Annotated in this window: 20 protein-coding genes; 13 read left to right on the forward strand and 7 right to left on the reverse strand. The window is 72.6% G+C overall.

The window, feature by feature from the left end:
• The first annotated feature begins 68 nt into the window (after positions 1 to 68).
• From ACZ7L7_RS33430 to ACZ7L7_RS33455, 6 genes are all read left to right on the forward strand, one after another.
• Positions 69 to 977, forward strand: coding sequence for a segregation and condensation protein A (locus ACZ7L7_RS33430; protein ID WP_453605528.1), 909 nt, complete (start codon positions 69 to 71; stop codon positions 975 to 977).
• Complete coding sequence (gene scpB / locus ACZ7L7_RS33435; RefSeq protein WP_285511657.1) at positions 974 to 1,612, forward strand: SMC-Scp complex subunit ScpB; 639 nt, start codon at positions 974 to 976, stop codon at positions 1,610 to 1,612. Before ACZ7L7_RS33430 ends, scpB begins: the two co-directional genes overlap by 4 nt.
• Positions 1,612 to 2,688: a pseudouridine synthase gene (locus ACZ7L7_RS33440; RefSeq protein WP_285511656.1), complete on the forward strand. Its 1,077-nt coding sequence runs from the start codon at positions 1,612 to 1,614 to the stop codon at positions 2,686 to 2,688. Before scpB ends, ACZ7L7_RS33440 begins: the two co-directional genes overlap by 1 nt.
• 82 nt (positions 2,689 to 2,770) lie before the next feature.
• The gene (locus ACZ7L7_RS33445) at positions 2,771 to 3,505 is read left to right on the forward strand and encodes an NUDIX hydrolase (protein ID WP_285511655.1); all 735 of its coding nucleotides are present in this window, start codon (positions 2,771 to 2,773) and stop codon (positions 3,503 to 3,505) included.
• Positions 3,502 to 4,521, forward strand: a complete 1,020-nt coding sequence (locus ACZ7L7_RS33450) for an ADP-ribosylglycohydrolase family protein (protein WP_471430304.1) — start codon at positions 3,502 to 3,504, stop codon at positions 4,519 to 4,521. The genes ACZ7L7_RS33445 and ACZ7L7_RS33450 overlap by 4 nt, the downstream gene beginning before the upstream one ends.
• 3 nt (positions 4,522 to 4,524) lie before the next feature.
• Entirely contained in the window at positions 4,525 to 5,277 is a 753-nt protein-coding gene (locus ACZ7L7_RS33455; protein ID WP_453605488.1) for a nucleotidyltransferase domain-containing protein, read from the forward strand.
• Here the strand turns inward: ACZ7L7_RS33455 and ACZ7L7_RS33460 are convergent.
• Positions 5,203 to 5,946 carry a nucleotidyltransferase domain-containing protein gene (locus ACZ7L7_RS33460; RefSeq protein ID WP_453605486.1) on the reverse strand — a complete coding sequence of 248 codons (744 nt, stop codon included), beginning with the start codon at positions 5,944 to 5,946 and terminating at the stop codon, positions 5,203 to 5,205. The two genes, ACZ7L7_RS33455 and ACZ7L7_RS33460, sit on opposite strands and share 75 nt — an antisense overlap.
• A gap of 22 nt (positions 5,947 to 5,968) precedes the next feature.
• Positions 5,969 to 6,430, reverse strand: coding sequence for a Rieske (2Fe-2S) protein (locus ACZ7L7_RS33465; protein ID WP_453605484.1), 462 nt, complete (start codon positions 6,428 to 6,430; stop codon positions 5,969 to 5,971).
• A 141-nt stretch (positions 6,431 to 6,571) separates the two neighbouring features.
• On the opposite strand from ACZ7L7_RS33465, the gene aroH reads away from it, so the two are divergent.
• From aroH to der, 5 genes are all read left to right on the forward strand, one after another.
• Positions 6,572 to 6,934 (forward strand): chorismate mutase, encoded by a 363-nt coding sequence (gene aroH, locus ACZ7L7_RS33470; RefSeq protein ID WP_285511650.1) that lies wholly within the window; start codon positions 6,572 to 6,574, stop codon positions 6,932 to 6,934.
• Complete coding sequence (locus ACZ7L7_RS33475; RefSeq protein WP_285511649.1) at positions 6,931 to 8,016, forward strand: prephenate dehydrogenase; 1,086 nt, start codon at positions 6,931 to 6,933, stop codon at positions 8,014 to 8,016. The genes aroH and ACZ7L7_RS33475 overlap by 4 nt, the downstream gene beginning before the upstream one ends.
• Positions 8,017 to 8,347: 331 nt before the next feature.
• On the forward strand, positions 8,348 to 9,034 hold the full coding sequence (gene cmk, locus ACZ7L7_RS33480) for a (d)CMP kinase (protein ID WP_285511648.1): 687 nt from the start codon (positions 8,348 to 8,350) through the stop codon (positions 9,032 to 9,034).
• Entirely contained in the window at positions 9,031 to 9,678 is a 648-nt protein-coding gene (locus tag ACZ7L7_RS33485; protein ID WP_472077841.1) for a lysophospholipid acyltransferase family protein, read from the forward strand. Before cmk ends, ACZ7L7_RS33485 begins: the two co-directional genes overlap by 4 nt.
• Positions 9,679 to 9,752: 74 nt before the next feature.
• Entirely contained in the window at positions 9,753 to 11,228 is a 1,476-nt protein-coding gene (der, locus tag ACZ7L7_RS33490; RefSeq protein ID WP_285511646.1) for a ribosome biogenesis GTPase Der, read from the forward strand.
• Between the two features lie 53 nt (positions 11,229 to 11,281).
• Here der and ACZ7L7_RS33495 read toward each other — a convergent pair whose 3' ends face one another.
• Together ACZ7L7_RS33495 and ACZ7L7_RS33500 are read right to left on the reverse strand one after the other, a co-directional pair.
• On the reverse strand, positions 11,282 to 11,602 hold the full coding sequence (locus ACZ7L7_RS33495; protein WP_453601575.1) for a hypothetical protein: 321 nt from the start codon (positions 11,600 to 11,602) through the stop codon (positions 11,282 to 11,284).
• A gap of 132 nt (positions 11,603 to 11,734) precedes the next feature.
• Complete coding sequence (locus ACZ7L7_RS33500; protein ID WP_285511644.1) at positions 11,735 to 12,517, reverse strand: hypothetical protein; 783 nt, start codon at positions 12,515 to 12,517, stop codon at positions 11,735 to 11,737.
• 540 nt (positions 12,518 to 13,057) lie between these two features.
• Here ACZ7L7_RS33500 and ACZ7L7_RS33505 point away from each other — a divergent pair.
• Together ACZ7L7_RS33505 and ACZ7L7_RS33510 are read left to right on the forward strand one after the other, a co-directional pair.
• Entirely contained in the window at positions 13,058 to 13,717 is a 660-nt protein-coding gene (locus ACZ7L7_RS33505; protein WP_472077842.1) for a LysM peptidoglycan-binding domain-containing protein, read from the forward strand.
• Positions 13,718 to 13,836: 119 nt separating this feature from the next.
• Positions 13,837 to 14,394 carry a LysM peptidoglycan-binding domain-containing protein gene (locus tag ACZ7L7_RS33510; protein ID WP_285511642.1) on the forward strand — a complete coding sequence of 186 codons (558 nt, stop codon included), beginning with the start codon at positions 13,837 to 13,839 and terminating at the stop codon, positions 14,392 to 14,394.
• On the opposite strand, the gene ACZ7L7_RS33515 is transcribed toward ACZ7L7_RS33510, so the two are convergent.
• Genes ACZ7L7_RS33515 through ACZ7L7_RS33525 form a run of 3 tightly spaced genes read right to left on the reverse strand, consistent with a single transcriptional unit; the run spans position 14,333 to position 18,386 of the window.
• Positions 14,333 to 15,022 (reverse strand): ABC transporter ATP-binding protein, encoded by a 690-nt coding sequence (locus ACZ7L7_RS33515; RefSeq protein WP_471593181.1) that lies wholly within the window; start codon positions 15,020 to 15,022, stop codon positions 14,333 to 14,335. The genes ACZ7L7_RS33510 and ACZ7L7_RS33515 overlap by 62 nt on opposite strands.
• Complete coding sequence (locus ACZ7L7_RS33520; RefSeq protein WP_472077849.1) at positions 15,019 to 17,913, reverse strand: branched-chain amino acid ABC transporter permease/ATP-binding protein; 2,895 nt, start codon at positions 17,911 to 17,913, stop codon at positions 15,019 to 15,021. The genes ACZ7L7_RS33515 and ACZ7L7_RS33520 overlap by 4 nt, the downstream gene beginning before the upstream one ends.
• Positions 17,913 to 18,386 (reverse strand): hypothetical protein, encoded by a 474-nt coding sequence (locus tag ACZ7L7_RS33525; protein ID WP_453601583.1) that lies wholly within the window; start codon positions 18,384 to 18,386, stop codon positions 17,913 to 17,915. Before ACZ7L7_RS33525 ends, ACZ7L7_RS33520 begins: the two co-directional genes overlap by 1 nt.
• Positions 18,387 to 18,449 lie beyond the last annotated feature (63 nt).

Here is an 18,449-nt window from a genome sequence, read left to right on the forward strand (position 1 = left end):
CCGAGCGGCTGGGGGCGCCCGAGGAGTTCGGGCAAGTCGTGGCCGACGGGGCGGTGCCGTCCACGCCGATGACCGGGGCGCCCGAGGCCGGTGAGCCGCATCCGGACGTTCCCGGCGTCGACGGAGGCGCGGAAGCCGACGCTCCCGGCGAGGACGACGGTGGTGTCTTCAAGGTTCGGCTCGCCAACTTCGAGGGTCCCTTCGATCTGCTGCTCCAGCTGATCTCCAAGCACAAGCTCGACGTCACCGAGGTCGCGCTGTCCAAGGTGACCGACGAGTTCATGGCGTACATCCGGGCCATGGGGCCGGACTGGGACCTGGACGAGACGACCGAGTTCCTGGTGGTCGCCGCCACCCTGCTCGACCTCAAGGCGGCCCGGTTGCTGCCCGCCGCCGAGGTCGAGGACGAGGCCGATCTGGCGTTGCTGGAGGCGCGGGACCTGCTCTTCGCCCGGCTTCTGCAGTACCGGGCCTACAAACAGATCGCCGAGATCTTCAACCGGCGGCTGGAGGAAGAGGCCCGGCGCTACCCCCGTACCGTCGGTCTTGAGCCGCACCACGCCGAGCTGCTGCCCGAGGTCGTCATCAGCATCGGCGCCGAGGGGTTCGCCAAGCTCGCCGTGAAGGCGATGCAGCCCAAGCCCAAGCCGCAGGTGTACGTCGACCACATCCACGCCCCGCTGGTCAGCGTGCAGGAGCAGGCGCGGATCGTGGTGGACCGGCTGAAGGAACTCGGGGAGGCGTCCTTCCGGGACCTCGTCGAGGACACCGACGACACCCTCACCGTCGTCGCCCGCTTCCTGGCCCTGCTGGAGCTGTACCGGGAGAAGGCCGTCGCCCTCGACCAGGAGACCGCCCTCGGCGACCTGATCGTGCGCTGGACCGGCGGTGAGGGCGATGTCCAGCCGATGGTGACCGACGAGTTCGACCGGCCGCCCGAGGCGCCCGGGGACAAGGACGAGGAGAAGAAGCCGTGAGCGAGGAGACCAGCGGCGCCGTCGCCGACCTCGACCTCAAGCCCGCCCTGGAGGCCGTCCTCATGGTCGTGGACGAGCCCGCGACCGAGGAACACCTCGCCAAGATCCTCCAGCGGCCCAAGCGGCAGATCGCCGACGCCCTGCGCGCCCTCGCCGACGAGTACACCGTCCAGGGCCGGGGCTTCGAGCTGCGCCTGATCGCGGGCGGCTGGCGTTTCTACTCGCGCCCCGAGTACGCCGCCGCCGTCGAGGGCTTCGTCCTGGACGGACAGCAGGCCCGGCTCACCCAGGCGGCCCTGGAGACCCTCGCGGTGGTCGCGTACCGGCAGCCGGTCAGCCGCAGCCGCGTCTCGGCGGTGCGCGGAGTCAACTGCGACGGCGTGATGCGCACCCTCCTCCAGCGCGGTCTGGTCGAGGAGGCGGGCACGGAACCCGAAACAGGTGCGATCCTGTACACGACGACGAACTACTTCCTGGAGCGGATGGGCCTGCGCGGCCTGGACGAACTCCCGGAGCTCGCGCCCTTCCTCCCGGAGGCGGAGGCGATCGAGGCCGAGACCCAGGAAGGCGTGCCGTCGTTCGATCCGGACGCTCCGGATTCCGAGGACGCAGACGACAAGACGACGGAACTTTGATGCGAAGCAGCGGCAGCGGCAAGAGTGGCGGCACCGGCGGACGCGGTAACTACCGCGGTGCCGGCAACAACCGGGACCAGAAGCAGGGCGGCCAGGGCCGGCCCCGCAAGCCCCGCCCGGAGGAGCGCCGCTACGACGTCGGCCCCGGCGCCTCCCCGGACGGACCGAAGTCGGGGCGCGGCGGCGCGGCGCGCGGCGGCGCCAAGGGCGGCCCGAAGAAGAGCCAGCCGCGGCGCGGCCGTACGGAACCGGCCCGTTCCCGCGAGTACGAGACCCGCGCGGAGGAGCGCAACCGGGAGCGGTACGCGGGCAAGAAGGAGATCAAGCTGCCCAAGACCTTCCCCGGCGCCGAGCAGGAGGGCGAGCGGCTGCAGAAGGTGCTCGCGCGGGCCGGCTATGGCTCCCGGCGCGCCTGCGAGGAGCTGATCGAGCAGGCCAGGGTCGAGGTCAACGGCGAGATCGTGCTGGAGCAGGGCAAGCGCGTTGACCCGGAGAAGGACGAGGTCAAGGTCGACGGCCTGACGGTCGCGACCCAGTCGTACCAGTTCTTCTCGCTGAACAAGCCCGCCGGTGTCGTCTCCACGATGGAGGACCCGGAGGGGCGGCAGTGCCTCGGTGACTACGTCACCAACCGTGAGACGCGGCTCTTCCACGTCGGCCGGCTCGACACCGAGACCGAGGGCGTCATCCTGCTCACCAACCACGGCGAGCTGGCGCACCGGCTGACCCACCCCAAGTACGGCGTGAAGAAGACCTACCTCGCCGCCATCGTCGGCCCGATCCCGCGCGATCTGGGCAAGCGTCTCAAGGACGGCATCCAGCTGGAGGACGGCTACGCGCGCGCGGACCACTTCCGGGTGGTCGAGCAGACCGGCAAGAACTACCTCGTCGAGGTCACCCTGCACGAGGGCCGCAAGCACATCGTGCGCCGCATGCTGGCCGAGGCCGGGTTCCCGGTCGAGAAGCTGGTGCGCACCTCCTTCGGCCCGATCACCCTGGGCGACCAGAAGTCGGGCTGGCTGCGCCGCCTGTCCAACACCGAGGTCGGCATGCTGATGAAGGAAGTCGACCTGTAAGGGACGGTCCCCAAGAGGTTGTGACCGACCCCCACCCCCTTTATAGTCGTGGTGACTATTAAAGGGGGTGGGGGTCTTTCCCATGAGCGGCACCGACATGCCCGGTTACGACAAGCACGCCTACGAACCCTTCGCCGTCACCGTCGACCTCGCCGTGTTCACCATCCGCGACGGCACCCTGCGTGTCCTCCTCGTGGAGCGTGGACAGGATCCGTACGCCGGACGGTGGGCGCTGCCCGGCGGCTTCGTCCAGCCCGACGAGGCCGCGGAGACCGCCGCCCGCCGCGAACTCGCCGAGGAGACCGGGCTGACCGACGTCACCGGGCTGCACCTGGAGCAACTGCGCACCTACAGCGAACCGGACCGCGACCCCCGGATGCGGGTCGTCTCGGTCGCCTTCACCGCGCTGCTCCCCGACGCCCCCGAGGCGCACGGCGGCAGCGACGCGGCGGACGCCCGCTGGGTGCCGTACGACAAGGCCGTGGACCTCGCCTTCGACCACGACCGGATCCTGGCCGACGCCCGTGAACGCGTCGGCGCCAAGCTGGAGTACACCTGCCTGGCCACCGCCTTCTGCCCGCCCGAGTTCACCCTCGGCGAGCTGCAGCAGGTCTACGAGGCCGTCTGGGGCACCGCCCTGGACCGGCCCAACTTCCGGCGCAAGGTGCTCGCCACCGCCGGGTTCGTCGAACAGGTCGCCGGTGCCTCCCGGCTCACCGGAGGGCGCGGCAAACCCGCCGCGCTCTACCGCGCGGGCACCGCCACCGCCCTCCACCCGCCGCTGCTCCGGCCCGCCCCGGAAGGACCCGCCACATGACCGCCCGTACGCACAAGCTCGCCGCCACCGGTTCCCTGATCGGCCTCGCCCTCGGGGACGCGATGGGCTTCCCGACCGAGTTCAACGACGTGCCCTCGATCCTCGCCAAGTTCGGGCCCTGGCGGGAGCTGGACCTGCCGGGGCGGGCCATCGTCAGCGACGACACCCAGATGACCCTCGCCGTCGGCAAGGCACTGCGCACCGCCATGGACAGAGGCGTGCTCGCCCCCAAGCGGCTGGAGCGGCCCCTGCGCGAGGAGTTCGTCGACTGGTACCAGTCGCCCGAGAACAACCGCGCCCCGGGCCGCACCTGCCTCGTCGCCTGCGACCTGCTCAAGGCCGAGGGCCGCCGGTGGCAGGACGCCAGCCAGATCGGCTCCAAGGGCTGCGGCGCCAACATGCGCGTCGCCCCCCTCGGCCTCGCCCCCGGACTCAGCGAGGAACAGCGCGCCGGCGCCGCCCAGTTGCAGTCCGCCCTCACCCACGGCCACCCCACCGCGCTCGCCGCCTCCGACCTCACCGCGCACGCCGTACGGCTGCTCGCCCAGGGTGCCGAGCCGACCGGACTGGTCGGACTGCTGCGCTCGTACGCCCTGGACAACCGCACCCGCTACCACCACACCTGGCTCGGCGACCTGTGGACCCGCGGCCAGGACCCCAGCCCCGAGCACTTCATCGCGCGCGGCTGGGACGAGTGCCTGGGCGTACTGGAACGGCTCCAGCAGGCCGTGCGGGAGGGGTCGGTGGAGACCGACCCGTGCCTGGCCACCGGGGAGGGCTGGATCGCCGAGGAGGCCCTGGCCACCGGGCTGCTGTGCTTCCTGCTGCTGGTCGACGACCCCGTCATGGCGCTGCGCCGGGCCGCCTGCTCCTCCGGCGACTCCGACTCCATCGCCTGCCTGACCGGCGCCTTCGCGGGCGCGTACCACGGGGTCGACGCCTGGCCGACGGAGTGGGCCGACCGCATCGAGTACCGGGGCGACCTGATCGCCCTGGGAGCCCTCTGGGACGCTTAGCGGATGCTCGACGCCCTGGACATCGACCTCGCGCCCGTCGTCGCCGAACAGCCCGACCCGGTGCTGTTCGCGACGGTCTCCGGCGCCCACCTCTACGGCTTCCCGTCCCGCGACTCCGACGTGGACCTGCGCGGGGTGCACCTGCTGCCCGCCGCCGACCTCGTCGGGCTGCGCGAGCCGGCCGAGACCCGGTCCCGGATGTGGGACCGGGACGGCGTCGAGATGGACCTGGTCACCCACGACCTGCGCAAGTTCGTCCGGCTGATGCTCCGCCGCAACGGCTACGTCCTGGAGCAGCTGCTCTCCCCACTCGTCGTGCACACCACCGACGCGCACCGCGAACTGTCCGCGCTCGCCCCCGGCGTCGTCACCCGCCACCACGCCCACCACTACCGGGGCTTCGCGGGCACCCAGTGGCGGCTCTTCGACAAGACCGGCGAGCTCAAGCCGCTGCTCTACACCTTCCGGGTCCTGCTCACCGGCACCCACCTGATGCGCTCCGGCGAGGTGCAGGCCCATCTGCCGACCCTGCTCGGCGAGGTGCCCGAGGCGCCCGCCTACCTGCCCGACCTGATCGCCGCCAAGGCCGAGCGGGAACACGGGGACGCCGGTGTCGACCACGCGCGCGTGGCAGCCGACGTGGAGCGGCTGCACGGCGTACTGGACGAGGCCCAGGCCGCCTCAGCCCTGCCCGACGCCCCCACCGGGTACGACGCCCTGCACGACCTCGTCGTACGGATACGGCTGGAGCGCTGAGGCCCGGCGGACGCGGACCAGGAAGTCCTCCACCCGCCGCCGGTCCGGTTCGGCCGGCAGCGGGCTGCGGTCCACCGCCCGCTCGGCCTCCTCGGCCAGCCGGTTCATCCAGGACTCCACCCGCGGCCACGGCACCTCGCCGCGCTTGACCGCCAGCAGCGGCCCGCGCTGCTCGCCCACGTCGAGGACCAGCTCGCCGGTGCGCAGCAGATCGCGGACGCTCATCAGCAGCCGCAGCAGGTGCATGGCGTGCTTCCAGCGCGGGGCGCCGTGGTTGCGGACGTCCGCCTCCAGCTTCTTGCGCTGGCCCACGGCGTACCGGGCGAAGGTGGTGTGGGTCTGCCGGGACAGGAAGGCGCCGCGCAGGCCGATCAGCTCCCGGCCGGTGTCGTCGATGTGCTCCACCAGCGGGGAGTGCAGGCACTCCAGGATGTTCGGGTTCGCGCGCAGCGCCAGCTCGCAGAACCGCTCCAGCTCCCAGCTGAACTGCTCCTCCGCCGGGCCCTCGATGTGCGTGGGCGGCTTCTCGAAGCGCCAGAACAGGGGAGTGGGGGCGAGGAAGACGCCCCGCCGGTCGGTGTCGCTGCCCTGAGTCGCCAGACCGAAGGCGCGCGAGCCCATGACACAGGCGTAGACGGTGTGGTCGCGGACCAGGGTCTCGGGGTGCATGGCCCGCAGCGTACGGGGCGGATCACGCCATACGGATCGAATTTCCGTCCACCGCGATCTTCTCCGCGGGCAGCGGCCGGGTCGCGGGCGGGTTCTCCACCGCGCCGTCCGTGATGCTGAACCTGCTGCCGTGGCAGGTGCAGTTGATCGTGCCGCCCTCGACGTTCGCCACGATGCACTGCTGATGGGTGCAGATCGCCGAGAACGCCTTGAACTGCCCCTCCTCGGGCTGCGTCACCACGACCTTCTCGTCCCGGAAGATCTTGCCGCCGCCGACCGGGATCTCGTCGGTCGTGGCCAGCTCCTCGCCCGCCTTGGGCGAACCGGTCTTCTGCCCCGTCTCGCCGGTCCCGGGAGTCTCCGCGATCTCGGCGGTCTGCTCGGTGGAACCGCTGTCGTCGCCGCCCGAGTCGCCACAGCCGACGGCGACTGCCGCCGCGCCCGTCGCGAGAAGGATCGTGCGCCGCTTCGGACGGTGGGTCATGGCGTCACTCCGAAATGGGTCGCAAACGGTATAGACCTGGATCAACAGCATCTTGGCACTGAAACCGCCGAGGAAGAAGGAACCTCCGGGGGAACTACGCTGGATGCGCACAGAGTCGATCCGCAGCAAGGGAGCCAAACCGTGGCGGTACGAGCGGTCCGGGGCGCCGTCCAGCTCGACGTGGACGAGGCCGGGCACATGGAGGAGCGGGTCGGGGCCCTGCTCACCGCCGTGCTCGAACGCAACGGCCTGACCACGGACGACCTGATCAGCATCTGGTTCACCGCCACGCCCGACCTGCACAGCGACTTCCCCGCTGCCGCCGCCCGCAAGCTCGGCATCGTGGACGTCCCGCTGATCTGCGCGCAGGAACTGGACATCGAGGGCGCCATGCCCCGGGTGGTCCGGCTGCTCGCGCACATCGAGTCCGACCTGCCCCGTTCCGAGATCGCCCACGTCTACCTCGGCGCCGCCGCCGCTCTGCGCAAGGACATCGCCCAGTGAGAACCGCACTCGTCATCGGTACCGGCCTGATCGGTACGTCCGCCGCGCTTGCTCTGGTGAGCCGGGGCGTCGTCGTCCACCTCGCCGACCACGACCCGGAGCAGGCCCGCACGGCGGCCGCGCTCGGCGCCGGGACCGACGAGGCCCCCGAGGGCCCGGTGGACCTCGCGATCGTCGCCGCCCCGCCCGCGCACGTGGCCGGGGTGCTCGCCGACGCCATGCGGCGCGGGGTGGCCCGCGGCTACCTGGACGTGGCGAGCGTCAAGGGCGGGCCGCGCCGGGAGCTGGAGGCGCTCGGCCTGGACCTGTCGTGCTACCTCGGTACGCATCCCATGTCCGGCCGCGAGAAGTCGGGGCCGCTGGCCGCCAGCGCCGATCTCTTCGAGGGGCGGCCCTGGGTGCTGACCCCTACCCGGGACACCGACACCGAGGTGCTGAACCTCGCCCTGGAGCTGGTCTCGCACTGTCGCGCGGTGCCGGTCGTCATGGACGCCGACGCCCACGACCGCGCCGTCGCCCTCGTCTCCCACATGCCGCACCTGGTCTCCAGCATGGTCGCCGCGCGCCTGGAGAACGCCGAGGAGGCCGCCGTGCGGCTGTGCGGGCAGGGCATTCGGGACGTGACGCGGATCGCGGCCTCCGACCCGCGTATGTGGATCGACATCCTCTCCGCCAATCCCGGGCCGGTGGCCGACCTCCTCGCGGACGTCTCCGCCGATCTCGACGAGACGGTGCAGGCGCTGCGGGCCCTGCAGTCCTCCGACGACGCCAAGCGGCGTGAGGGGGCCGCGGGCATCGAGGACGTGCTGCGGCGGGGGAATGCCGGGCAGGTGCGGGTGCCGGGCAAGCACGGGTCCGCTCCGCGGGTCTACGACACGGTTGCGGTGCTCATTGACGACCAGCCGGGGCAGCTGGCGCGGATCTTCGCCGATGCCGGGCGGGCCGGGGTCAACATCGAGGATGTGCGGATCGAGCATGCGACGGGGCAGCAGGCTGGTCTGGTGCAGTTGATGGTCGAGCCGAACGCGGTGCCTGTGCTGACCGCTGCGCTGCGGGAGCGGGGGTGGGCGATCCGGCAGTGACGGTGGGTGGGGTGTGGCCCTGGTTTTCTCGCCCCCGCCGCCCCTTCCCGTTCCCGTCCCTGGGGGCTGCCGCCCCCAGACCCCCGCTTCGGCCCTGAAGGGGCCTCGTCCTCAAACGCCGGACGGGCTGGGGGGCGGACGGGCCTCGTTCTCGAACGCCGGACGGGCTGGGGGCGGACGGGCCTCGTCCTCAAACGCCGGACGGGCTGAAGGGGACGGGCCCCTCCTGAAAGGCGCGCGTCCGGACGAGTGACGCGCACCCAGTAACCTTGTGCGGGGCGTGCTCGCGTCCCGCTCACCCCCTCGCACCGCACCAGGAAGGTGTCCCCCCGTGGAAAACGGCGCCGCCAAGCCCGTGATTGTCGCCATCGACGGCCCCTCCGGCACGGGCAAGTCGAGCACGTCGAAGGCCGTCGCGGCGCAGCTCGGCCTGAGCTACCTGGACACCGGCGCCCAGTACCGGGCGATCACCTGGTGGATGGTGACCAACGGCATCGACATCGACGACCCGCACGCGATCGCCGCCGCGGCCGGTAAGCCGGACATCGTCTCCGGTACGGACCCGGCGAACCCCACGATCCACGTCGACGGCACCGATGTCGCCGCCCCGATCCGCACCCAGGAGGTCACCTCCAAGGTCAGCGCGGTCAGCGCGGTGCCAGAGGTGCGGACCCGGATCACCGAGCTGCAGCGGTCCATCGCGGCCGCCGCGGTGGACGGCATCGTCGTCGAGGGCCGGGACATCGGCACCACCGTGCTGCCCGACGCCGACCTGAAGATCTTCCTCACCGCCTCCCCGGAGGCCCGCGCCGCCCGGCGCACCGGTGAGCTGAAGGGCGCCGACGTCAACGCCACCCGCGAGGCCCTGATCAAGCGGGACGCGGCGGACTCCTCCCGTAAGACCTCGCCGCTGGCCAAGGCCGACGACGCGGTCGAGGTGGACACCACCGAGCTGACGCTGCCGCAGGTCATCGAGTGCGTCGTGACCCTCGTCGAGGAGAAGCGGGCCGGGAAGTGACCGAGCTGCCTTCCGAGCGCGGCGCCGAGGTCGGACGGTGCATCGGCGTCGGTCTGATGTACGGGCTGTGGCGGCCCCGGGTGCTCGGCGCCTGGAAGGTGCCGGCCGCCGGTCCGGCGATCCTCGCCGTCAACCACTCCCACATCGTCGACGGTCCCATGGTCATGGGCGTGGCGCCCCGGCCCGCCCACTTCCTGATCAAGAAGGAAGCGTTCGTCGGGCCGCTGGATCCCTTCCTGACCAGGATCGGCCAGCTGAAGGTGGACCGAACCTCCACCGACCGCACCGCCATCACCCGGGCGCTCGGTGTCCTGGAGAGCGGCGGCGTCCTCGGGATATTTCCCGAGGGCACCCGGGGCGAGGGCGACTTCGCCTCGCTGCGCGCCGGGCTCGCCTACTTCGCGGTGCGCAGCGGCGCGCCCATCGTGCCGGTGGCGGTCCTGGGCAGCTCCGAGAGGCCCGGCCGCCTGGTCAAGGCGCTGCCGCCGCTGCGCTCCCGCGTCGACGTCGTCTTCGGCGACCCCTTCGAGGCGGGCGACGGCAGCGGACGGCGCACCCGCAAGGCGCTGGACGAGGCGACCGAGCGCATCCAGAAGCAGCTCACCGAGCACCTGGAAAACGCCAGGCGGCTGACCGGCCGCTAGGCGACACTGAGTAGTGGATCAACCGGCGAACCGGGAGATCCACCGATCACCACACTGAACGAGGTACGGACTTCATGAACGACCAGATCCCCTCCGAGGGCTCGGGCGAGGCGCACGACCACGGAGCACTGGGCGATGCCGAGTACGCGGAGTTCATGGAGCTCGCCGCGGAAGAGGGCTTCGACCTTGAGGACGTCGAGGGCGCCATCGAGGCGGCGGGCCACGGTCCGCTGCCCGTCCTCGCCGTCGTCGGCCGCCCCAATGTCGGCAAGTCGACCCTCGTCAACCGCATCATCGGGCGCCGCGAGGCCGTCGTGGAGGACCGGCCCGGCGTCACCCGGGACCGCGTGACCTACGAGGCCGAGTGGGCCGGGCGGCGCTTCAAGGTCGTCGACACCGGCGGCTGGGAGCAGGACGTCCTCGGCATCGACGCCTCCGTCGCCGCCCAGGCCGAGTACGCCATCGAGGCCGCCGACGCCGTCGTCTTCGTCGTCGACGCCAAGGTCGGCGCCACCGACACCGACGAGGCCGTCGTACGGCTGCTGCGCAAGGCCGGCAAGCCCGTCGTGCTGTGCGCCAACAAGGTGGACGGCCCGAGCGGCGAGGCGGACGCCGCCTACCTGTGGTCCCTCGGCCTCGGCGAACCGCACCCCGTCTCCGCGCTGCACGGCCGCGGCACCGGCGACATGCTCGACGCCGTCCTGGAGGTGCTGCCGGACGCCCCCGAGCAGACCTTCGGCACCGCCGTCGGCGGCCCGCGACGCATCGCCCTGATCGGCCGCCCGAACGTCGGCAAGTCCTCGCTGCTGAACAAGGTGGCGGGCGAGGAGCGCGTCGTCGTCAACGAACTCGCGGGCACCACCCGCGACCCGGTCGACGAGCTGGTCGAACTCGGCGGGGTCACCTGGAAGTTCGTCGACACCGCCGGTATCCGCAAGCGGGTCCACCTCCAGCAGGGCGCCGACTACTACGCCTCGCTGCGCACCGCCGCCGCCGTGGAGAAGGCCGAGGTCGCGGTCGTCCTGATCGACGCCTCGGAGTCCATCTCCGTGCAGGACCAGCGCATCGTGACGATGGCCGTCGAGGCGGGCCGCGCCCTGGTCCTCGCCTACAACAAGTGGGACACCCTCGACGAGGAGCGCCGCTACTACCTGGAGCGGGAGATCGAGACCGAGCTGGGCCAGGTCTCCTGGGCGCCCCGGGTGAACGTCTCGGCGCACACCGGCCGACACATGGAGAAGCTGGTCCCGGCCATCGAGACCGCCCTCGCGGGCTGGGAGACCCGGGTCCCGACCGGTCGCCTGAACGCCTTCCTCGGCGAGCTGGTCGCCGCCCACCCGCACCCCATCCGCGGCGGCAAGCAGCCCCGTATCCTCTTCGGCACCCAGGCGGGCACCAAGCCCCCGCGGTTCGTGCTCTTCGCCTCCGGCTTCATCGAGGCGGGCTACCGGCGCTTCATCGAGCGCCGCCTGCGCGAGGAGTTCGGCTTCGAAGGGACCCCGATCCATATCTCGGTCCGGGTCCGCGAGAAGCGTGGCAGGAAGAAGTAGCCGGTACGACATCGAAGAGGGGCGGCCCCGCTCGGGGCCGCCCTCTTCGATGTTCAGATGTTTCCGCGGGGGACCGGTTGCAGGGCCGCGTGCGTGGTGCCGGACGCCTGCGGTCCGATGTGTCCCACGCGCTGCCACTGCGACTGCCGGGCGGTGTGCGCGCCCGCGCTGTAGGCGCTGTAGGAGCTGCTGAAGGAACCCGGCCGGTGTCCGCCGTAGGAGCCCGTACTGCGCGGGATGTTCCCGAAGGCGGTGAACCCCAGGCCCTCCTCGCCGCTGCGGTCACCCGGCAGCGTACGGAAGGACTTGACGTACTCGGCGTAGAGCGCGTCGTAGATCGGCGTGGCCGATGGAGAAACATCGTATGCGTGCACGTATGTCCAAACGACCGGGCACATCAAGGGATGCGGTCAGAGGACGTGCGTATGGGGGCGCGGGGAACTGCGCGACAGGCCACGAACGACCCGTACACGCTGCACCCACACGCACCCCCACCCCTCAGGCGCTCACGTTCCGGCCAGCGGCAGCGCGCACGCGACCAACTTCCCGTTGGCCGCCGCCTTGTCGAGCGCGTCCCGCAGCAGGTCCTCCCGCGGCTGCCGCCCGATCGATCCCACCGGCGCCGCGAACATCAGCACCTGCTGGTGCTTGTTGGCCGCGGTACGCCACCCCTCGGTCACCTGGAGCGGCTGGTGTGCCTGCCACCAGGCCACCGGCTGACCGCCGTTGGCACTGGGCTGGAGCACCGCGTGCAGCTGCCCCATGGCGAGCAGCACCGACCAGCCGTGCAGCACCGGCGGCACCGACTCGATCGCGGTGAGCGGCATGAAGCCCTGCTCGATGAGCAGCGGCAGGAAGTCGTCGCCCGCGGCGGTGGAGCCGGGACGGACGATGGGCGCGGTCGGCTCCACGACCAGCGCCGGGTGCAACTCCCCGGCGATCAGCACCAGTCCGCTGGTGACGCCGAGCACCGCCTGCTCGGGAACGACCTTGTCGGGCTCCAGGCCGACGCTGTCGCCGGTGATGGACCGGACGGCCCCCTGGAGCTGTTCCTCGGTCACCTGAACGACCTGGGAGGGCAGGCAGCTTGCGTGGGCGAAGGCCAGCACGGCGGTCTCGTCACCGACGAACAGCACGGTGCTGGTGCGCTCCTGGGCGGAGTCGCCCGGAGTGCGGCAGGACGTGCAGTCGTAACTGCCGGGGGCGTTGTCTCCGGCGAGCAGCCGGTCGGCTTCTTCGTCGCCGATCTCGGCGCGTACCTCGTCGCTGACGTCGAGCATGCGCGGCACGGGTGGCTCCCTCGGGATGTGGTACGTGGCGCGGCCGGGTGGCTCCCGGCCCGTGATCCGGGTGGGTCCCGGGCTCATGAAGAAGACAACGCCGGATCTGTGGCGGGAGTCACGCACCAGGGCGAACGGAATCGAACCATCCGTCGCGGACGGTCACCACGCCCGCGGAATCCGGTACTCCTGGTCAAGTCGATGACACGTCAAGGCAGTTGGTTGCGTGAAGTGACTCACAGATCACGGAAACAACTGGTCGACAAATCATGAAATCAGGGAATGAAGTGGGTGGCCGGAATTCGCTGATACCCGCGGTAACGGCGAACTGGCCAGGAATGACAAGGAGTTGGTTGATGCCGGGCCGTCACCCTCCCTACATTCCTCCGCCGTGTGCACGGAGCACCGCTCGGGTACGTCCGCCGGCCGCACCACAGCACGTCCTCAGTACGACCCCACCGGCGGACGGGGCGGGGCGCGACCACCGCGACCCAGCGCGCGGAACGCGCCCGGCCTTGGGGGAGCCCGGGTCAGTCGGGAGGGGACTCCATGTCCGAATGTGCCGATACCACCCGCGACCACGCCCGTAGGGCGCGTACGACGGCGGCCCTCGCCGGGGCCGCGCTGCTCGCCCCGCTCGGACTGCTGGCCGCCACCGGCCAGGCCGCCGCGGCGGACGCGGGAGTGTGGGACCGCATCGCCCAGTGCGAGAGCGGCGGCAACTGGCACATCAACACCGGCAACGGCTACTACGGAGGACTCCAGTTCTCCGCGAGCACCTGGAACGCCTACGGCGGCACGGCCTACGCGCCCACCGCCGACCGGGCCACCAAGGCCCAGCAGATCGCCGTCGCCGCCAAGGTGCAGCGCGCGCAGGGCTGGCAGGCCTGGCCCACCTGCTCGGCCCGCGCCGGGGCGTACGGCAGCGTGCCCGCCGCGCCGGCGGCCAACACCGCGCCCAAGCCCCGCAAGGCGGCCCCGTCCAACGGGACCCCGCCGAAGGCCGCTCCGTCGAAGGCGCCGGAGCGCTCCACCGGCCACACCGACCGCGGCGCGTCCCGCGGCGACCACATCGTCCGGCAGGGCGACACCCTGAGCGGCATCGCCGCCCGGCACGGGACCACCTGGCAGCGGCTGTACGCCGCCAACCGGGCCGTCATCGGCGGTGATCCCGATCTGATCGTGCCCGGTCAGCGTCTTCGCATCTGACGCGACTCCCCCTCACCGGGCACAGGGGCCCCGCCCGCCGGTCCGCCGACCGGGTGGGGCCCCGCGCCACACCGACGCGGCGGAGCGGCGGCACGCGGCGGGCTGCTTAGCGTGGTCCGATGATCAGCACGCCGGTCACCCTCGCCCTCGCCGCCGCACTGCTCCCCGTGCTCGCCCCCGGCGACGCCCACGCCGCGGCACCGCCGTACGCCTGCGCCAAGCAGGGGTGGCCCTGGGGCTGCATCGCCGACTGCGAGAGCGGCGGCCGCTGGCACATCAACACCGGCAACGGCTACTACGGCGGACTGCAGTTCTGGCAGCCCACGTGGGAGGAGTTCGGCGGTCTGAAGTACGCCCCGCGCGCCGATCTCGCCACCAAGGCCCAGCAGATCGCCGTCGCGCAGGAGGTCCTGGCCGTGCAGGGCTGGGGTGCCTGGCCCGTGTGCTCCAAGCGGTACGGGCTCAAGGGCCGGATGCACACCGTCAAGTCCGGTGACACGCTCTCCTCGATCGCCCGCAAGTACAAGGTCAAGGGCGGCTGGCCGGCCTTCTACCAGGCCAACAAGAAGACGATCGGGGCCGATCCGAACCGGATCAAGCCCGGCATGCTGCTCGTCATCCCCAAGGGCGCGGCCCGCTCCGGGGCGGTCTTCGGGCCGCCCCTGGAGCGGTTCTGAGCTCGGCCGCCTCGCCGCTGAACACCACGGCGCCGCGGCGCAGTTCGTAGACGAGCGCCGGGCGCTGGTGCAGGGCGGGCGGCAGCCGCTGCTCGGCGAGGACGACACAGGCGTCGAGCGCGGCGAGGAGTTCGTACGTACGGGCCGCGACCGCCGGTGACATGCCCTGCGCCGCCTCGTCGACGAGCACCACGCGCGGGCGGGCCAGCAGCACCCTCGACAGGGCGAGCATCCGCTGCTCGCCGCCGGAGAGCGTGCCCGCGCGGTGGTCGAGCAGGCCCGCCAGGCGGGGGTAGGCGTCCAGGGCCCTGTCGTAGGCGCGGGCGGTGAGTTCGAGGTTCTCCCGGACGGTGAGCGAGCCGAAGACGGCCCGGCGCTCCGGGACCAGGCACAGGCCCCTGCGGGCGCGTTCGTACGCCGGTACGCGGGTCACGTCGACGCCGTCCCACACCACCGCGCCCGCGGACAGCGGGACCGTTCCGGCCAGGGCGCGCAGTGCCGTCGTACGGCCGGAGCCGTTGCGGCCCAGCAGGACGGTGAGGCCGGGGGAGGGGGCGGCCAGCGTGATGCCGTGCAGGGCCTCCAACGGGCCGTAGCGCACGCGCGCGTGGCGCAGGGAGAGGGTCATACGGGGGTCTCCTGGGCGCCGAGTGCGTCGAGGACGTGGTCCGGGGGGCCGGAGGCGATGACGCGGCCCGCGGACATGACGTGGACGACATCCGCGAGGCCGGCGACGAGGTCGAGGTCGTGCTCGACGACGAGGATCGCGGTGCCGTCCGCCGCGAGGGCCTTCAGGACGCGGGTGAGAGCGGTGACCTCGGCGGTGTCCAGGCCGGCGGCGGGTTCGTCGAGGAGGAGGACGCGGGGCTGTCCGGCGAGGGCTCTGGCGAGTTCTACGCGGCGAAGGGTGCCGGTGGGGAGGTCGGCGGCGGGGGCGTTGCGGATGTCGCCGTCCAGGGCCAGGAGCCGCAGGGCCTGCTCCGCTGCTTCCGGGTTTCTGGTGCGGCCCTGTTCCGCTCCTACGTGGACGTTCTCGGCGACGGTGAGGGTCGGGAAGACGGAGAGCTGTTGGAAGGTGCGGGCGATGCCCAGGCGGGTTCGGGTGTGGGCGGGGAGGGGGGTGATGTCTCTGCCGCCGTAGTGGATGTGGCCGTGGGTGGGGTGGAGGGTGCCTGCGAGGCAGTGGAACAGGGTGCTTTTTCCGGCGCCGTTGGGGCCGACGACGGCGGTGACGCGGGCGGGGTGTACGTCGAGGTCGACGCCGGTCAGGGCCCTGAATCCGCCGTAGGCCGCCTGCAGGCCGCGGGCCCGGAGGGTGGGCACCCGGCCTTCGGCCGGGTCTGCTTTCCCACCCGCACCACTCGTGCGGCTTTCGTGGTCGGGTGCGGGTGGCCCTGGTGGGGGTGCCCCGCCGTCGGCGGCTGCGGGGTGGGGGGTGGCCGGCGGGGGTTGCGCGGTCGGCTGGTTCGGAGGTGGCGCGGGCTCCGAGCCCGGTTGTTCCGGGGGCGGTGCGGGCTCCGTGGCGGGCTGGTTCGGGGGGCGCGCGGGCTTCGCGGCCGTATCCCTGGGTGCCCGTGTCGAGTCGGCTCCGAGGCGGGCTGATGTGCGGAGCGCGGCCGCTCTCGGCCGTTCCGGTACGTCCTCCTCCCGTCCTCCGGTCCGCTCCCGCAGCAGGCCCCGTACCGCCCTCCCCCTTTCCGACAACCTCGCCCTCGACGGGCGTACCCGCAGGCGGGTCGCCGCTGTGCGCAGGGCCTCGTACGGGCCGCCCGGGAAGCGGCCGATCAGGACTGCCAGGAGGCCGATCAGGGCCGCGGCCACGCCGCCGCGGGTGCCTGCGTCCAGGCCGACCAGGAGGGCCGCGGCGGCCAGGGCGCCGAGGGTGCTGTCGGCGCCCAGGACCATGATCGCGGCGAACCAGAGCAGGCCCCGGACGGGGTCGTAGGCGGCGGGGTCGAAGGCGCGCAGGCCCATGCCGAGCATGCCGCCGCCCAGGGCGGCCAGGGCCGCGCCCGAGACGAAGGCCAGGAGCTTGAGGGAGGGGACCCGGACGCCGGAGGCCGCCGCGCCCGCCTCGTGGTCGCGCATGGCCGCCAGGGCGCGGCCCATGCGGCCCCGGCGCAGGTACCAGGTGGCGAGCAGCGCCGTGGCCAGGAGCGCCAACTCCAGGACGTAGTACGCGCGGTCCCCCTCGAAGCCCGACGGGCGGCCCAGCGACAGGCCCGCCGTGGCGTACGGCTGGGCGAAGACGAAGCGGCTGACCCCGACGCCGACTGCGAAGGTGGCCAAGGCCAGGGCGAGGCCCCTGCGGGTGATCGCCGGCCAGCCCGTGAGGAGGCCCAGGGGCGCCACCAGGAGTACCGCCACGGCCAGTGCCGCCAGTTCCGGCAGGCGCGGCAGGCCCGGGAAGCGGCCCGCCGCCAGCAGGGCCGTGAAGAGGGCGCCCAGGCCCGCGTACGCCGCCTGGCCGAGGGAGATCTGACCGCCCCGGCCGGTGACCACGACCAGGGAGAGCAGGACCACGGCCAGTGCCGGGACCTGCACCGAGGTGTGCAGGTCCGAGCCCGCGAAGCCCAGGGGCAGCAGGAACAGCACCACGGCCACTGTCCAGGCGCCCTGCGGAGTGGGCACCCGCGCGGTGGCCGTGCGCGGGAGCGCGTCCCGGGTGCCGACGCGGGGGAGGGCCAGCGCGGCGACCAGCAGCGCCACCACGAACAGATTGGCGCCCACCGCCTGGAGCAGCGGCTCGCGCCAGCCCGACGGATGCAGCCGCGTCAGCTGGCTCTGCGCCACCCCGATCCCGAGCGCCACCAGCACCGCCACCGGCAGGCTCCGCATCCGGGCCGCCACCGCCACCGCCACGACCTCCATCACCAGCAGCGGCAGCCCGTACGGGTCGAGCCGGACGTACGGCGCCAGCAGGACCCCCGTCAGGCCCGCCGTGAACGAGCCGAACGCCCACCCCGCCGCCGCCACCCGGTCCGCGTCGATCCCGCCGAGCACCGCGAGCTGCCGGTCGTCCACCACCGCCCGCAGCTCCCGCCCGAACCGCGTCCACCGCACGACCGCCCCGACCGCCGCCGCCAGCACCAGGACCACCGCGAGCTGCCCCCACGGGTCGGCGTCCGTGAGCAGTTCCGGCGCGTCGTCCCGCGCCCCCTGCCCCCACAGCAGCGCCGCGCCGCCCACCAGCAGCACGAACACCCCGATGGACGCCACCAGCGTCTGCGCCGGATCGCTGCCGAGGACGGACAGCGGGCGGAAGACGAAGCGTTCCAGCACCATGCCGATCGCGGGCGCCAGCACCAGCAGGGTCAGCGCGGCCCCCGCCCACAGCGGCCAGCCCCACTCCACCACGCACTGCCGCAGCGTGTACGCGCACACCATGGCGATGGCGCCGTGCGCGAAGTTGAGCACGCCGGTCGCGCGGTAGGTGACGACCAGGCCGATCCCGGTGAGCGCGGCGGCGCTGCCGACGGACAGGCCGGCCAGGGTGAGGTCGTAGGTGAGGGACGACATCACTCGTCCGCCGCGGCGGGCTCGCAGATCGGGCACGGGCCCAGTTCGCCGCTGCGCACCAGCTTCGCGTCCACCGGCACGGCCTCCGCCTTGCCCGCCACCAGCGGACAGTCCGCGCGGTGGAAGAGCGTGCCGCCGGGCACCATCAGCCGGTCCGCGCTCACCGCGAGCGGCGCGGACGCCTGCTGCCCCGACCGCTCGTCGACCGGTTCGGCGGCCACCAGCAGGCCGTACAGTTCCTCCACGCGCGCGGCGGCGAGCGCGGACCGCCCGTGCGTGAGCAGCACCGCCCCGGCGACGATCAGCGCCGCGCCGGGCACCGTGCAGGAGGCCAGGTAGGGCAGCTGCCGCTCGGCGAACCGCTCGCCGGAGACGCCGTACCAGCCGAGCACGCACAGCACCGCACCCGCGGCGAGGGCGGTCCAGCCCGCCCACAGGACGGGGTGCACGGTCCGCAGTCGGGCTGTCCGCATGTCGGGCTCCTCTGGCTTCACACGTCGTGTGTCTGTCCATGTCAGCCGATGGCTTGCACTATG

It is taken from the genome of Streptomyces sp. NPDC110618, from assembly GCF_055657065.1.

Excerpts from the sequence above, each read along its gene's own strand:
- ACZ7L7_RS33430 (WP_453605528.1), top strand. The coding sequence starts at position 69 with ATGACCGGGGCGCCCGAGGCCGGTGAGCCGCATCCGGACGTTCCCGGC.
- ACZ7L7_RS33440 (WP_285511656.1), top strand. The coding sequence starts at position 1,612 with ATGCGAAGCAGCGGCAGCGGCAAGAGTGGCGGCACCGGCGGACGCGGT.
- ACZ7L7_RS33445 (WP_285511655.1), top strand. The coding sequence starts at position 2,771 with ATGAGCGGCACCGACATGCCCGGTTACGACAAGCACGCCTACGAACCC.
- ACZ7L7_RS33450 (WP_471430304.1), top strand. The coding sequence starts at position 3,502 with ATGACCGCCCGTACGCACAAGCTCGCCGCCACCGGTTCCCTGATCGGC.
- ACZ7L7_RS33455 (WP_453605488.1), top strand. The coding sequence starts at position 4,525 with ATGCTCGACGCCCTGGACATCGACCTCGCGCCCGTCGTCGCCGAACAG.
- ACZ7L7_RS33460 (WP_453605486.1), bottom strand. The coding sequence starts at position 5,946 with ATGCACCCCGAGACCCTGGTCCGCGACCACACCGTCTACGCCTGTGTC.
- ACZ7L7_RS33465 (WP_453605484.1), bottom strand. The coding sequence starts at position 6,430 with ATGACCCACCGTCCGAAGCGGCGCACGATCCTTCTCGCGACGGGCGCG.
- der (WP_285511646.1), top strand. The coding sequence starts at position 9,753 with ATGAACGACCAGATCCCCTCCGAGGGCTCGGGCGAGGCGCACGACCAC.
- ACZ7L7_RS33505 (WP_472077842.1), top strand. The coding sequence starts at position 13,058 with ATGTCCGAATGTGCCGATACCACCCGCGACCACGCCCGTAGGGCGCGT.
- ACZ7L7_RS33510 (WP_285511642.1), top strand. The coding sequence starts at position 13,837 with ATGATCAGCACGCCGGTCACCCTCGCCCTCGCCGCCGCACTGCTCCCC.
- ACZ7L7_RS33515 (WP_471593181.1), bottom strand. The coding sequence starts at position 15,022 with ATGACCCTCTCCCTGCGCCACGCGCGCGTGCGCTACGGCCCGTTGGAG.
- ACZ7L7_RS33520 (WP_472077849.1), bottom strand. The coding sequence starts at position 17,913 with ATGTCGTCCCTCACCTACGACCTCACCCTGGCCGGCCTGTCCGTCGGC.
- ACZ7L7_RS33525 (WP_453601583.1), bottom strand. The coding sequence starts at position 18,386 with ATGCGGACAGCCCGACTGCGGACCGTGCACCCCGTCCTGTGGGCGGGC.